Source organism: Mesoflavibacter sp. (genome assembly GCF_964226795.1).
Taxonomy (GTDB): Bacteria; Bacteroidota; Bacteroidia; order Flavobacteriales; family Flavobacteriaceae; genus Mesoflavibacter; species Mesoflavibacter zeaxanthinifaciens.
Window position 1 is genome coordinate 52,594 of the sequence record NZ_CAXQQP010000002.1, and the last position, 13,870, is coordinate 66,463.

Below are 13,870 nucleotides of genomic sequence, written 5' to 3' on the forward strand. Positions count from 1 at the left end.
TGGGTTAAGGATTGAGCAATTTGTTTGAGCTCCTTGAAAAGAGCGAGTTGCGAAAGCCTGATAAACTGTAGCTTAAGCGAAAGTTTAAACCCCTAAATTAATTTTATGACAAATAGTACTAAAAAATGGTATGCCTCTTGGTTTGACACTCCATTTTATCATATACTTTATAAAGACCGCGATTATGCCGAAGCGGAAACTTTTATGACCAATTTAACCAACTATCTAAATTTACCAGAGCAAGCAAAGGTGTTAGATTTAGCTTGTGGTAAAGGCAGACATAGTATCTTTTTAAATACGCTTGGCTACAATGTTATTGGTGCAGATTTATCTGAAAATAGTATTGCATTTGCCAAACAGTTTGAAAATGAAACTTTACATTTTGATGTACATAATATGTGTAAGCCTTACGGCGAAACTTTTGATGCTGTGTTTAATCTATTTACAAGTTTTGGTTATTTTGAAAATGAAATTGACAACCTATCGACCATAAAAGCTATTAAAGCTAATTTAAACGAATCTGGTTTTGGTGTTATTGATTTTATGAATAGCAACTACGTTATTGACAATTTGGTTAAAAAAAATACTAAAACTGTTGATGGCATTGATTTTTTACAAGAACGTCGTGTTGAAAACGGTTACATTGTTAAAGATATTTCTTTTACTTTTGAAGATGAAGATTACCACTTTCAAGAACGTGTAAAAGCCTTTACTCTTAATGATTTTGAAAAATTATTTGAAAAAGCTGGTGTATATTTATTAGACGTATTTGGAGATTATAAGCTAAATAAATTTGATGCTAAAAACTCTGAAAGATTAATCATGATTTTTAAATAATCTAAACACGACAGCTAAGTCTTCTTTATGTTAAATATTATTTTACCCATATTAAGTGTTGTTTTAGGGTTTTTAATTGTATTAATTTTTAAACCTAAAAAATCGACTAACCTCAAGTTATTATTAGCTTTTAGTGGTGCTTTTTTATTATCTATTACCGTTTTTAACTTTTTACCAGAAGTATACCATCATAACCATAATAAGCCTATTGGTTTATTTATTATGGCTGGTATTTTGCTACAAATTGTTTTAGAAATTTTCTCTAAAGGTGCAGAACACGGACATGTACACATACATAAAGATAGAGTAAATTTTCCTTGGTTGTTATTTATTAGCTTGAGTTTGCATAGTTTTTTAGAAGGTATTCCTATCCATGCGCACGAGCAATTATTATACGGTGTTATTATTCATAAATTACCCGTTGCTATCATTTTAAGTTCGTTTTTTATTAGCTCTAAAATAAGTAAACCAAAAATCTTTTTGTTTTTAGGTTTGTTTGCTATTATGACGCCATTAGGTACATTTTTATCAGAAAATTTTGAGTTTTTCACCACTTATTTTTATGAAATTTCAGCGTTAGTTATTGGTATCTTTTTACACATTAGTACCACAATTTTATTTGAAAGTAATGAAGGACATAAATTTAATATCGTTAAATTAAGTACCATTGTTTTAGCAATTATTATTGCTTATTTTGTCTAAAAATTAATTATAACTATGTTTTCTAAAGAAGAATCAAGGCAATTAAAACAAGAATTTTGGACAAGTTTTGGGAAGTCTTTTCCAAGAAAATGGATTTTATACAACACCAAACTTAAAGGTGTTAGCTTTAAATTTCATTTTGATAACAAAAAAGCTTTAGTGGCATTAGATCTTGAAGATAGCTTAGAACATCGTATTAAATATTGGGAAAAACTGGTAGCGCTTCAATCTATTTTAAAAGATGAGTTTTTACCTGAAGCCATATATGAAGAAGAGTTTTTTTTAGAAAACGGAAAAGAAATCTCTCGTGTCTATGTCCCTTTAGGGCATAAAGTATCTATCCATAACAAAAACACATGGCAGGAAGTTATGGTGTTTTTTAATGACATTATGAGTCGTTTTGAAGCCTTCTTTTTAGAGTATAAGGATATTATTGAAGGTTAATTTTAATCAAAAACCTAATATTAAGAAAAGTTTAATAAGCGGCACAAAACCTTATTAGTACTTTTACGATATGAAAATAAGCGCAACTAATAAAATAATATCATGGTTATCTGTAGTTAGCCTTGCTTTTTTATTATTAGTATCGCCGTGTAAGGTTCGTAATTTTTTTCAAGCAGAACTTGGTTTACCACAAACTGAAGTTTCTAACAAAAACAAATCTACTTTTAGCAGTTACAGTTGTGACAACTTAGTGGTTAACGTTATAAAACTTTCAACATCTAAAAGTAATTCGAAACAGATAGCAATATTTCCTGATGTATTAAACTATAACTTCGCATTAGTTGAAAATATAACTGTAGACACAAAACTGCAAGCAGCGCAAACTACTTCTACTGCTCCGCTTCCTCTTTATATTTTATACCAAAATTTTAAAGATTATCTGTAATTGTTTATGACACAAAACACGTTAGATCGTGAATCATAAATAATAACTTACTGATAATAAAAATGAATAAAATAAATTTAAAAAATGATGCTGGGCTAATGGCTTTAGCATTACGACTTGTTGTAGGTTGGACCTACTTTTCTGCATTTTGGAGACGAACTGTATTAGCCGAAAAACTGGATCCAGAATTAGCTGGATATATTGGTGTAAAATTTAATCACTTTTTACCACATGCGTTGGGCATAAAACCTATTATTAAATATCTAGTTGAAAATCCAGATGCACTATGGATAAATATGGTTGTATTTACCATAATTGAAGGTATTGTTGGATTATTTATCATGTTTGGTCTATTTACAAGATTGATGAGTATTGGTGTCTTTAGTTTAGCTTTAGGTATTCTTTTAGCATCAGGTTGGATTGGTACAACATGTTTAGACGAATGGCAAATAGGTATTTTAGGTATTGCTACAGGTTTTGTTCTATTTCTAACTGGCGGTGGTAAATATGCATTAGACAATTATTTATTAAATAAGAATATATCTTTTACTAAAAAGAAATGGTTTAATTGGCTAGGGTCTGGTAACATTCCTATTAAAAATAATAACTTCTCTAAAGTTGTTTTAATTGGATCTATATTTATTTTTGGTTTAACATTAGCTACCAATCAAATCTTTCATGGTGGATTATGGGGAACACTTCATAATAAATCTATAAAACCGAAAGTTGAAATTGCAGAAGGATTATTTAACCATAATACAATTAGTTTTGATGTATTTAGAACTGAAGGTGTTGATGTTTATGGCGCTTGGATTATTAAGTTAGAACTATTAGATAATCAAAACCAAAAAATATATCAACTAGACCAAAATGCCTTATCACAACTAAATGATAAAAACATTTCTAATTACTACATAGCCAAAGTCAAACCTGGCAAACATAGCCTTATCCTACCGTTAGGCGCCAAAGCTAAATTGACTTTTAAAGATGATATTTTTACTGAACTTCCTAAAGGAAACTACACTATCAAACTAACAGATATTAGCGGTGCTTTCTGGGAATATTCTATAAAAAACAAATAGTTTCATTATAATGAAAACAACGGTTTACATATTGTAAATCGTTGTTTTTAAACCACAAAAAACAATACCATAAAGAAGTGACAAATAGCACCAGCCAATACAAAAAGGTGCCATATTACATGATTGTAGGGTATTTTTTCTATAGCATAAAAAACAATACCAACGGTATAAGCTAATCCGCCAGCCATTAATAATACTATTCCGTTTGCAGGCATCAGACTATTTAAAGTTGAAAAATCAAATACAATAAGCCAACCCATAACTAAATATAAAATGGTTGAAAAGGCTTCAAATTTACCTGTGAAAAATAATTTTAAAATCACACCAAATCCGGCAATAGCCCATACAATATAAAATAGCAACCAACCTTTACTCTGCTCTAATGTAATAAGTAAAACTGGTGTATAAGTTCCTGCTATTAATAAATAAATACTAATGTGGTCAACTATCCTGAAGTAGTGTTTCTTTTTCTCGTCTGTAAAACTATGGTACATTGTAGACGCTGTAAACAATATAATTATTGAAATACCATAAACAACAACACTAAATAAACTAAACTCTGTTTTTTTAGTTTCAAAAATGATCAATAAAACTAATGCTACAATACCAAAAACAGCACCAATTGCATGTGTTAAAGCGTTAAGTTTTTCTTCAAAAGGTGTTTGTTTCCTCATTAATTTTCTATTGATGCTGGTTTTTTATCTGCCCATTTATCGCTTAGTTCAAAATAATCAAACTCTACAGATGGCGCACGTAGTTCTAACAAACCTTGTTGTTTAGCTCTTATTAAAATATCTTCTATATAAAAATCTTCTTTAACTGTTATTGGATCAAATTCGCGTTTTAAAGAGATATCAAACATGCTTGCTGTTGTATTAAACCAAAAAGCTCTCCAACCACTACGTAATTCTTTTATTAAATCAAAAGTAGTTTGACCCGTTTGTCGGTGTATTAATTTGACTAAAATTTGACCTTCGGTACGTGTTAGTTTTTTTAGCTCTTCAGAAAATTCTTCTTCTATATATTTTTGTACTTTTCTTGCATAACGACGTTTTTGCCCCTTTTTATCTAGTGTTTGTAAACGCGCTGTTAAGGTTTCTAATCGTTCTGCAGCCAATTTAGCGTAAGGGTAAACTTTAAGTGTTTTTCGTCTTAAAATATAGTACTTATATTTTTCTTCTTTACTGTTAAAATGCAAACTAGGTAATAAAAGTATTTCATCTAAATAAATAGATTTTTGCGGTATAGAGTCGCCTTTAATAATTATAAATTCAACATCTGTAGTATCATTAACTATCTCCTCTTCTTCTTGAGCAAAAAGACAAAAAGGAAATAAAAGACTTAAAAAAAGTGATTTTTTCATAGTAACAATACTGCTAAAACCATTCCAGATTTAGATGTTAATACAAAATTAATAATTAACACTTCACTAACTATTAAATAACTGTGAATATTGTTATTTTAGACAAAAATTAAATTAAAAATGGCAAAAAAATCGATACTTAATAAAAAGTCGATGGACTTTTTAGAAAAATATTTAAATAATGCAGCGCCTACAGGTTACGAATGGGACGGACAAAAGTTATGGATGGATTATCTAAAACCTTATGTAGATGAATTTATCACGGATACTTACGGTACTGCAGTTGGTGTTATTAATCCAGACGCTAAATACAAAGTTGTTATAGAAGGGCATGCAGACGAAATTTCTTGGTATGTTAATTATATTTCTGACAACGGATTAATATATGTGATTAGAAACGGTGGTAGCGACCATCAAATAGCACCAAGTAAAATTGTAAATATCCACACCAAAAACGGTATCGTAAAAGGTGTGTTTGGTTGGCCTGCAATACATACACGTGATAAATCTAAAGAAGAAGCGCCAAAACCAGACAACATTACCATAGATATAGGTGCAAAAGACAAAGAAGAAGTCTTAAAAATGGGTGTGCATGTTGGCTGTGTAATTACTTATCCAGACGAGTTCCATATTTTAAATGGTGATAAATTTGTTTGCCGCGCATTAGATAACCGTATGGGCGGATTTATGATTGCAGAAGTAGCGCGTTTACTTAAAGAAAACAAGAAAGAATTACCATTTGGTTTATACATTACTAACTCTGTGCAAGAAGAAATTGGACTTCGTGGTGCACAAATGATTACAGAAACCATTAAACCAAATGTTGCTATCGTTACAGATGTTACGCACGATACAACAACACCAATGATAGATCGTAAAAAAGAAGGTCATTTAGAAATTGGACTTGGTCCTGTTGTGGCTTATGCACCAGCGGTACAACAAAAATTACGAGATTTAATTACAGATACTGCCGAAGCTAAAAAAATCCCATTCCAACGTAGTGCCTTAAGTAGAGCTACTGGTACAGATACCGATGCTTTTGCTTATAGTAATGGTGGCGTTGCTTCAGCATTAATTTCTTTACCGCTTCGTTACATGCATACTACTGTAGAAATGGTACATAAAAATGATGTAGAAAACGTAATCAAGTTAATTTACGAAACGTTACTTAAAATTGAAGACGGAGAAACGTTTAGTTATTTTGAATAAATAAAATTCCCACGAAAGTGGGAATCTTTTTTTAATGGAAGAATACATAGACATAGTCACCAAATCAGGTAAACCAACAGGTGAATCTGCTACAAAAACCGAAATACATACAAAAGGTTGGTATCATAATACCGTACACATTTGGTTATATACTTCTAAAGGAGAAATTTTACTACAGCAACGTGCTGCTAGTAAAGCTATTTGTCCGTTACTTTGGGACGTTAGTGTTGCCGGACATATTGATGCAGGTGAAACTATTGAAAGCGGAGCCATTAGAGAAATTAAAGAAGAAATTGGGCTTAAAATACAAGAAGATTATTTAGAAAAAATTGGTGTATTTCCTTGTTTTCAAACCTATCCAAACGGGATAATTGACAACGAATTCCATCATACATTTATAGCAAAATTAAACGTTGACTTATCGAAATTAACGCCTCAAAAAGAAGAAGTTGAAGCTTTAAAATTGGTAAGCATTTCTAAATTTAAAGACTTATTAGATAATAGCGATAAAAACGGACATTTTGTATCTAGTAATTATGAGTATTATATTAAAGTTTTAGAAGCTATAACCAAAAAAATAAATTAAATGACTGTTATCCAACTTATCATTATGGCACTAGCACCAATTGCAACTATAGTGGCATATATTTATTTTAAAGATAAATACGAAAAAGAACCAACTAAATTACTGGTAATTTCATTTTTACTAGGTGCTATTGTTAGTGTAATTATTACCACAATATTTTACATATTTTTCAATAGCTTCTTACCTTTAGAAGATAAGTTAAGTGTTTGGGAGCAGTTTAAACAAGCCTTTTTTGTTGTTGGCTTCTCCGAAGAGTTAAGTAAATACTTAATTGTATTGTTATTTGCTCAGCGTCATAAAGAATTTAACGAGCCTTTTGATGGCATAGTCTACGCCGTTATGGTTTCTATGGGATTTGCAGCAACCGAAAACATAATGTATGTACTGCAACACGGTGCTAGCACTGCACTATTAAGGGCATTTACAGCTGTACCTGCTCACGCTACATTTGGTATTTTAATGGGATATTTTATGGGTATGGCAAAATTTAAACCTAATAAGCTTTTTCTAAACCTTTGTGGTTTGTTGTTAGCTATTGTTTTTCATGGTGCTTACGATTTCTTTTTATTTATAAATTTTATACCTGGTATTTGGGTTGGAGCATTTATATCTCTAGCCTTAGGTCTATTCTTGTCTAGAAAAGCTATAAAACGTCATCAAAAAGGATCATTTTTTAAAAACTAACAACTATGTCTTTTTAGCAAATAATACTTTATAACTTGGGATAAAAAATGTATTTATCAGTATCTTTACAAGTAATTAAATACAAATAAAACAATGAATATATCCTACAAAGTTAAAGTTAATAACAACTCCGAGTTTGAGGTAACTTCCCAAGATATTTCAGCATTAGATAGCGTTAAGGTTAGCAATCAATCTTACCATATCCTTGACAACAACACATCTTATAAAGCTGAAATTTTAGCATCTAACTTCAATAAAAAAACCTATACCGTTAACATCAACAATAATAATTACACGGTAAATATCGAAAACGATTTAGATCAATTAATAAAATCTTTAGGTTTTGAAATTGGTACTTCTAAAAAAGTAAACGAAATTAAAGCGCCAATGCCTGGTCTTATTTTAGACGTCATGGTAAAACCTGGTGACGAAGTTTCAGTAGACACACCACTTTTAATCCTTGAAGCCATGAAAATGGAAAACAGTATCCTATCGCCTCGTGAAGGTATTATAAAATCTGTATCTGGCGGAAAAGGTACTACTGTAGATAAAGGCGAATTATTAATTGAATTTGAATAAAATGAAAAAAATATTAGTCGCCAACCGTGGCGAAATCGCAATAAGAGTCATGAAAACTGCCCAAAAAATGGGTATTAAAACAGTTGCAGTCTACTCTACTGCAGATCGTAATGCGCCTCATGTAAAATTTGCTGATGAAGCAGTTTTAATTGGTGAAGCTCCTTCTAACCAATCTTATTTATTAGGCGAAAAAATTATAGAAGTTGCAAAACAACTTAACGTAGACGGAATACATCCTGGTTATGGATTTTTAAGTGAAAATGCAGACTTTGCAGAGATTTGCGAAGCTAACAACGTAACATTTATTGGTCCAAAATCATATGCCATTAAAGTAATGGGTAGCAAATTAGCAGCAAAAGATGCTGTTAAAGCCTACGATATCCCAATGGTACCTGGTACAGATCAGGCTATTACAGATATTCCTGAAGCTAAAAAAATAGCGCAAGGTATTGGTTTTCCTATTCTAATTAAAGCATCTGCTGGTGGCGGCGGTAAAGGTATGCGTATAGTTGAAAAAGAAGCCGATTTTGAATCTCAAATGAATCGCGCCATTAGTGAAGCAGTTAATGCATTTGGTGATGGCTCTGTTTTTATAGAAAAATATGTAGCATCACCAAGACACATCGAAATTCAAGTAATGGCAGATACACACGGTAATGTTATTCATCTTTTTGAACGCGAATGTAGTATTCAACGTCGTCATCAAAAAGTTGTAGAAGAAGCGCCAAGTGCTGTACTTACTCCAGAATTAAGAGAAAAAATGGGACAAGCAGCTATTAAAGTAGCAAAAGCTTGTGATTATGTTGGTGCTGGAACAGTCGAATTTTTATTAGATGATCAACATAATTTTTATTTCTTAGAGATGAATACCAGATTACAGGTAGAACATCCTGTAAGCGAAATTATTGCTGGTGTAGATTTAGTTGAACTTCAAATACAAGTTGCTCGTGGTGAAGTGCTTCCTATCAAGCAAGAAGATTTAAAAATAAATGGTCACGCTTTAGAGCTTCGTGTATATGCTGAAGATCCTTTAAACGACTTCTTACCTAGCGTTGGTCACTTAGAGCAATATCAAATTCCTATTGGTGATGGTATTCGTGTAGATAACGGTTTTGAAGAAGGTATGGACATTCCTATTTATTATGACCCAATGTTAGCCAAATTAATTACTTATGGTAAAACACGTGAAGAAGCCATACAAATAATGCTTAAAGCTATTTCAGAATATAAAGTAAAAGGGATAGAAACCACTTTACCTTTTGGTGCATTTGTTTGTCAACATGAAGCGTTTACCTCTGGAAACTTTGATACACACTTCGTAAAAAAATACTATTCGCCAGAAGCCTTACAGCAACAAACAGAAAAAGAAGCTAAAATAGCCGCTTTAATTGCTGTAAAACAGTATTTAGAAGATCAAAAACAATTAAGAGTACCAACTAATTAATATGAGTTTTATGTCATTTTGCACGCTTGTGCTGAGCACAGTCAAAATAAGATGTGGTATCCAATAATTTAAAATAGACGCTGCGTCGTAGCGCAGAATGACAAAAAAAGATAAAATTTCAATTATGGAATCTAAAATAAAAGAATTAAACGAAAAACTTGGACTTGCCAAATTAGGAGGCGGACAAGTAAGAATAGATAAACAACACGAAAAGAAAAAACTAACCGCTAGAGAACGTATCGAATACTTAATGGACGAAGGTTCTTTTGAAGAAATTGGTGCTTTAGTCACACATCGTACGGTAGACTTTGACATGCAAAACCAAAAGTTTTATGGTGATGGTGTCGTAACAGGTTACGGTACAATAGATGGACGTCTTGTCTATGTATTTGCACAAGACTTTACTGTTTTTGGTGGTGCGCTATCAGAAACACATGCCGAAAAGATTTGTAAAATCATGGATATGGCACTTAAGGTTGGTGCACCATTTATCGGTCTTAACGATTCTGGTGGTGCACGTATCCAAGAAGGTGTTAGATCGCTTGGTGGTTATGCAGATATTTTTCACCGTAATGTAAAAGCTTCTGGTGTTATTCCGCAAATTTCTGCAATTATGGGACCATGTGCTGGAGGTGCAGTATACTCTCCTGCAATGACCGACTTTACCATGATGGTAGAAGATACAAGTTACATGTTTGTAACAGGTCCAAACGTTGTAAAAACGGTTACAAACGAAACCGTTACTAGTGAAGAATTAGGTGGCGCAAGTACACACAGTACAAAATCTGGTGTAGCACATACCACATCTTCAAATGATATTGAATGTTTAGAAGATGTTAAACAATTACTTAGTTACTTACCACAAAGTAATTTAGAAAAACCTAAAGATCTTCCTTATGATTTAGGTGAAGAAACTCGCGAGCAATTAATGAGTATTATACCAGACCATGCTAGTAAACCTTACGATATGCATGAGGTAATTAACGGTATTATTGATGAAGATTCCTTTTTTGAAATTCATAAAGATTTTGCCGAAAATATCATTGTTGGTTTTGCTCGTATTGGTGGAAAAAGCGTTGGTATTGTAGCCAATCAACCTTTATTTTTAGCAGGAGTTTTAGATGTAGATAGTTCGCGTAAAGCAGCACGTTTTACTCGTTTTTGTGACGCCTTTAATATTCCGTTATTAGTATTAGTAGATGTCCCTGGTTTCTTACCTGGCACCGATCAAGAATGGAATGCAATTATTGTACATGGTGCAAAATTACTGTATGCATTAAGTGAAGCAACTGTGCCAAAAGTAACTGTTATTACGCGTAAAGCTTATGGTGGCGCTTATGATGTAATGAATTCTAAGCATATTGGTGCCGATTTAAATTACGCTTGGCCAAGTGCCGAAATTGCTGTAATGGGTGCAAAAGGTGCTAGTGAAATTATCTTTAGAAAAGAAATTAAAGCAGCCGATAATCCTGAAGAAAAACTGTTAGAAAAAGAAGCAGAATATGCAGATTTATTTGCTAATCCTTATAAAGCTGCAGAACGCGGATTTATAGACGAAGTGATTTTACCAAAAGATACCAGACGTAAATTAATTAAAGCGTTTACCATGTTGGAAGACAAAGAAGAAGTATTACCTAATAGAAAACACGGTAATATTCCATTATAATAAAAAAATAAGCCACGCATAATCTGCGTGGCTTTGACTTTAACGTATTTTCCCTACTCACACACACAATTAAAGTCTCTTTATAAAATAACATTATTTAAAATGATATAAGGCTATTTAATCTTACTTAAGGGTTAAGACAAATTAAAACACAATTTTGTTAATTGCTATTGATTTGTCCGAAAGTGTTGTTTTAACAAAATATACATTCTGATTTTTTCTAATAGCATTTACTGTAAATATCATTGAATTTATATATTCTTCTTCATAAACCTTTTTACCTAATACATCAAAAATTACTATACTAACAATATTAACGTTAGAACTTATCTGCAAATCTTCATTAGAATTACTAAAGATCTTTACTGAGTTATCTTTATTAACATCGACAAAATTTTGAATTCCTAAAGTTTCTGAATTTAGATCAGTTTCCCAAACGCCTCTACCGTATGTTCCTGCTCTTAATTTATTTGTTGGATAAAATATTTCTAAGTCTCTAACTGAAGCGTGAGGTAAATTAGTCATATATGGTTGCCAAGACGTTGCATCATTATTTGTAATATAAACACCAACATCTCCTCCAACATAAATTTCGTCTGTTGTACTATTATTTCTGTATACTAAAGTATTCATAGGTACATTTGGTAAACCTGCAGAAATATTAGACCAAGTTTGTCCGCCATCTATTGACCTAAAAACTTTGGTTCCATCTTCATAACCAGAGTAAGTCACCCATACTTTATTAGGATCTGTATTAGACACTGTAATGTTAGATAAAGCAACAGAAGTTGGTAAAGATCCAGAAACATCTGTAAAAGTATGACCAGAATCTGTTGATTTAGAAATTGCATCAAATTGTACCGTGTATATTATTGATGGATTACTTGGTGCTACGACAAACTCTTTAATACTTCCTGATCCTGAAGGTGTACCCAAAGCGCTCCAGTTATCTCCTTGATTAGTAGAAGTATATAATGTTGGCGTTCCTCCTGAATATAATTTTAGATGATTTACTGGATCCATTTTAAATGGACTATAAAAATCAATTCCATTAGGTAATCCTGTTTGAATATCATCTTTAGTTTCTGGGATAGTACTATAATCAATCCGACTATATTTACCTTCTACATATTGAACATATATTAAATTATCATTTGTATAATCAATAAAACATTCACCTCCATCTCCTCCATTTATGCCATACCAGTCATTGATAACGGATGTGTTAAGAATAGTTCCGTTATCTTGTTCTCCGGCTACTATTTGAGTTTCAAAATTACTAGACAACCCTAGTTTTACTACTTGACCAATAGCCAAGTTACCACTAATATCTGTCCATTGATTACCATTATCTGTAGATTTAAATATTCCACCATCATTACAAGAATACATTGTAGAAGAACTACTAGGGTGATAGGTTATTTCGTGCACATCTGCATGAATTTCTCCTGAATCCCATACAGATACATTTTCCCAAGTAGTACCACCATCAAATGATCTCCAGTGGTTTACACCACCTATTGTGATGTTATTAGGTTGTGTAGGAGAAGCGACTATTGATAAATCAAAAAAAGCTTGACCGCCAGAGTCAGATCCATCTGCTTCATATCCTAATAAGTTTGGTGATGTAGACATAGTAGTAAATGAATTACCACTGTCTGTAGATTGGTAAGTACCCATATAAGATTGGTTAGTAGATTCTCCTATAAGTGCATAAACATAGCTATCATCTCCGGGTGTTACTGCTAATGCTATACGAGAAATATTAGAGGTAGGTAAACCATTAGTTATTTCTGTCCAAGTATTTCCAAAATTTGTAGATTTAAAAAATTTTGTTCCTGCTGCGTAAATAGTATTTGCGTTTAGCAAACCTGGTTTAAACTCCATATCCTTTAAATCTGGAAAACTTCCATCAATATCTGTAAATGTATTAGTATTCCAACCATCTGTTGTAATCCATGCTCCTACATTACTAGCTACTATCATTCTTGATGGATTGTTTGGGTCTATTAATAATTTAGATAGCTTCCATCCGTTTGCAGCATCAATAACTAGACTTGTAGTATTCCAAGTATTACCTCCATCTGTAGATTTTAAAATTCCTATACTATTCCTATTACCCTCAAGATCTCCTGTTGCTAAATACATTATTTGAGAATTTGTTGGATCTATCGCTAAATCTGAACAACCTATAATTGTTAAAAAGTCTGTATTAGTTGTCCAAGAGGATCCTCCATCTGTAGACTTCCATAAACCACCATCTGGTGCTCCGACATACATTATATTAGAATTATTTGGGTCAAAACGTAAAAAATTAACACGTCCTGCTCCTGTACCTGTGTATGGTAATGGTCCATCTGCTGGACCTATTGGTCCTAACTGAGTCCAATTGCTGGTAACTAATGATGATGTTGATGAAAAAGATCTTTCTGAATTGTTAGATCTTCTTAATAACCATGTCATGTAATTATCATAAGTTGTTGTTGGTAATGTTATATCTCCTGTAGGGTATACCCTTGGAGCCATATAATCTTCCCAACGTTTAAAAGGTTTATAACCTTTTCCTCTTTCTGGTGTTTTACCACTCCAGTAGTTATAAAAATCTTCTTGAATTTGATAAAAGGTAGCGTCTTGGTTATTATTCATTTTAGTCCAATTAACGTCCTTTGTTGCTTTTGATTGAGAAAACATCAATACTGTAAAAAGTAAAAAAGTAAGATTGTAGATTTTTTTCATGCAAAGTAAATTTATATTAGCATGCCAAATATCTTTACTTAATAAATGTTAGTAAAATTTTTGACTACTCACTAACTACGCAGTTGAAAAAAA

At 32.1% G+C, this 13,870-nt stretch carries 14 protein-coding genes; 11 read left to right on the forward strand and 3 right to left on the reverse strand.

Translation table 11 applies throughout. The annotated features are described in order from the left end of the window. The first annotated feature begins 105 nt into the window (after window positions 1-105). The 5 genes from ACEQT4_RS00480 (at window position 106) to ACEQT4_RS00500 (ending at window position 3,510) form a co-directional block, all read left to right on the forward strand. Entirely contained in the window at window positions 106-837 is a 732-nt protein-coding gene (locus ACEQT4_RS00480) for a class I SAM-dependent methyltransferase (protein ID WP_370225504.1), read from the forward strand. 27 nt (window positions 838-864) lie between these two features. After that, window positions 865-1,539 (forward strand): ZIP family metal transporter, encoded by a 675-nt coding sequence (locus ACEQT4_RS00485; protein ID WP_370225505.1) that lies wholly within the window; start codon window positions 865-867, stop codon window positions 1,537-1,539. Window positions 1,540-1,554: 15 nt separating this feature from the next. Continuing rightward, window positions 1,555-1,983, forward strand: a complete 429-nt coding sequence (locus ACEQT4_RS00490; RefSeq protein ID WP_027879917.1) for a DUF4268 domain-containing protein — start codon at window positions 1,555-1,557, stop codon at window positions 1,981-1,983. Window positions 1,984-2,053: 70 nt separating this feature from the next. Then, the gene (locus tag ACEQT4_RS00495; protein WP_027879916.1) at window positions 2,054-2,428 is read left to right on the forward strand and encodes a hypothetical protein; all 375 of its coding nucleotides are present in this window, start codon (window positions 2,054-2,056) and stop codon (window positions 2,426-2,428) included. 62 nt (window positions 2,429-2,490) lie between these two features. Beyond that, window positions 2,491-3,510, forward strand: coding sequence for a TQO small subunit DoxD (locus ACEQT4_RS00500; protein WP_370225507.1), 1,020 nt, complete (start codon window positions 2,491-2,493; stop codon window positions 3,508-3,510). Window positions 3,511-3,557: 47 nt separating this feature from the next. Here the strand turns inward: ACEQT4_RS00500 and ACEQT4_RS00505 are convergent, their stop codons facing one another. Together ACEQT4_RS00505 and ACEQT4_RS00510 are read right to left on the reverse strand one after the other, a co-directional pair. Then, window positions 3,558-4,184 carry a hemolysin III family protein gene (locus ACEQT4_RS00505; RefSeq protein ID WP_027879914.1) on the reverse strand — a complete coding sequence of 209 codons (627 nt, stop codon included), beginning with the start codon at window positions 4,182-4,184 and terminating at the stop codon, window positions 3,558-3,560. Next, the gene (locus ACEQT4_RS00510; RefSeq protein WP_370225509.1) at window positions 4,184-4,873 is read right to left on the reverse strand and encodes a DUF4294 domain-containing protein; all 690 of its coding nucleotides are present in this window, start codon (window positions 4,871-4,873) and stop codon (window positions 4,184-4,186) included. The genes ACEQT4_RS00505 and ACEQT4_RS00510 overlap by 1 nt, the downstream gene beginning before the upstream one ends. 120 nt (window positions 4,874-4,993) lie before the next feature. Here ACEQT4_RS00510 and ACEQT4_RS00515 point away from each other — a divergent pair, with 120 nt between their 5' ends. The 6 genes from ACEQT4_RS00515 (at window position 4,994) to ACEQT4_RS00540 (ending at window position 11,041) form a co-directional block, all read left to right on the forward strand. Continuing rightward, the gene (locus ACEQT4_RS00515; protein ID WP_370225510.1) at window positions 4,994-6,082 is read left to right on the forward strand and encodes a M42 family metallopeptidase; all 1,089 of its coding nucleotides are present in this window, start codon (window positions 4,994-4,996) and stop codon (window positions 6,080-6,082) included. Window positions 6,083-6,116: 34 nt separating this feature from the next. Continuing rightward, window positions 6,117-6,668: an NUDIX domain-containing protein gene (locus ACEQT4_RS00520; RefSeq protein ID WP_370225512.1), complete on the forward strand. Its 552-nt coding sequence runs from the start codon at window positions 6,117-6,119 to the stop codon at window positions 6,666-6,668. Beyond that, a complete protein-coding gene (locus tag ACEQT4_RS00525; protein ID WP_370225514.1) occupies window positions 6,669-7,352 on the forward strand; it encodes a PrsW family intramembrane metalloprotease in 684 nt (227 codons plus the stop codon). A gap of 93 nt (window positions 7,353-7,445) precedes the next feature. Continuing rightward, complete coding sequence (locus ACEQT4_RS00530) at window positions 7,446-7,931, forward strand: acetyl-CoA carboxylase biotin carboxyl carrier protein subunit (protein ID WP_370225516.1); 486 nt, start codon at window positions 7,446-7,448, stop codon at window positions 7,929-7,931. A gap of 1 nt (window position 7,932) precedes the next feature. Then, window positions 7,933-9,375, forward strand: a complete 1,443-nt coding sequence (gene accC / locus ACEQT4_RS00535) for an acetyl-CoA carboxylase biotin carboxylase subunit (RefSeq protein ID WP_370225517.1) — start codon at window positions 7,933-7,935, stop codon at window positions 9,373-9,375. Between the two features lie 124 nt (window positions 9,376-9,499). Beyond that, entirely contained in the window at window positions 9,500-11,041 is a 1,542-nt protein-coding gene (locus ACEQT4_RS00540; protein WP_370225518.1) for an acyl-CoA carboxylase subunit beta, read from the forward strand. A 144-nt stretch (window positions 11,042-11,185) separates the two neighbouring features. Here ACEQT4_RS00540 and ACEQT4_RS00545 read toward each other — a convergent pair whose 3' ends face one another. Further along, entirely contained in the window at window positions 11,186-13,777 is a 2,592-nt protein-coding gene (locus ACEQT4_RS00545; protein ID WP_370225519.1) for a hypothetical protein, read from the reverse strand. Between the last annotated feature and the right edge of the window lie 93 nt (window positions 13,778-13,870).

Bases quoted from the DNA above. Each gene is read 5' to 3' on its own strand.
- ACEQT4_RS00520 (WP_370225512.1), top strand. From the start codon at position 6,117: ATGGAAGAATACATAGACATAGTCACCAAATCAGGTAAACCAACAGGT.
- ACEQT4_RS00515 (WP_370225510.1), top strand. From the start codon at position 4,994: ATGGCAAAAAAATCGATACTTAATAAAAAGTCGATGGACTTTTTAGAA.
- accC (WP_370225517.1), top strand. From the start codon at position 7,933: ATGAAAAAAATATTAGTCGCCAACCGTGGCGAAATCGCAATAAGAGTC.
- ACEQT4_RS00525 (WP_370225514.1), top strand. From the start codon at position 6,669: ATGACTGTTATCCAACTTATCATTATGGCACTAGCACCAATTGCAACT.
- ACEQT4_RS00540 (WP_370225518.1), top strand. From the start codon at position 9,500: ATGGAATCTAAAATAAAAGAATTAAACGAAAAACTTGGACTTGCCAAA.
- ACEQT4_RS00505 (WP_027879914.1), bottom strand. From the start codon at position 4,184: ATGAGGAAACAAACACCTTTTGAAGAAAAACTTAACGCTTTAACACAT.
- ACEQT4_RS00545 (WP_370225519.1), bottom strand. From the start codon at position 13,777: ATGAAAAAAATCTACAATCTTACTTTTTTACTTTTTACAGTATTGATG.
- ACEQT4_RS00510 (WP_370225509.1), bottom strand. From the start codon at position 4,873: ATGAAAAAATCACTTTTTTTAAGTCTTTTATTTCCTTTTTGTCTTTTT.
- ACEQT4_RS00495 (WP_027879916.1), top strand. From the start codon at position 2,054: ATGAAAATAAGCGCAACTAATAAAATAATATCATGGTTATCTGTAGTT.
- ACEQT4_RS00490 (WP_027879917.1), top strand. From the start codon at position 1,555: ATGTTTTCTAAAGAAGAATCAAGGCAATTAAAACAAGAATTTTGGACA.
- ACEQT4_RS00485 (WP_370225505.1), top strand. From the start codon at position 865: ATGTTAAATATTATTTTACCCATATTAAGTGTTGTTTTAGGGTTTTTA.
- ACEQT4_RS00530 (WP_370225516.1), top strand. From the start codon at position 7,446: ATGAATATATCCTACAAAGTTAAAGTTAATAACAACTCCGAGTTTGAG.
- ACEQT4_RS00480 (WP_370225504.1), top strand. From the start codon at position 106: ATGACAAATAGTACTAAAAAATGGTATGCCTCTTGGTTTGACACTCCA.
- ACEQT4_RS00500 (WP_370225507.1), top strand. From the start codon at position 2,491: ATGAATAAAATAAATTTAAAAAATGATGCTGGGCTAATGGCTTTAGCA.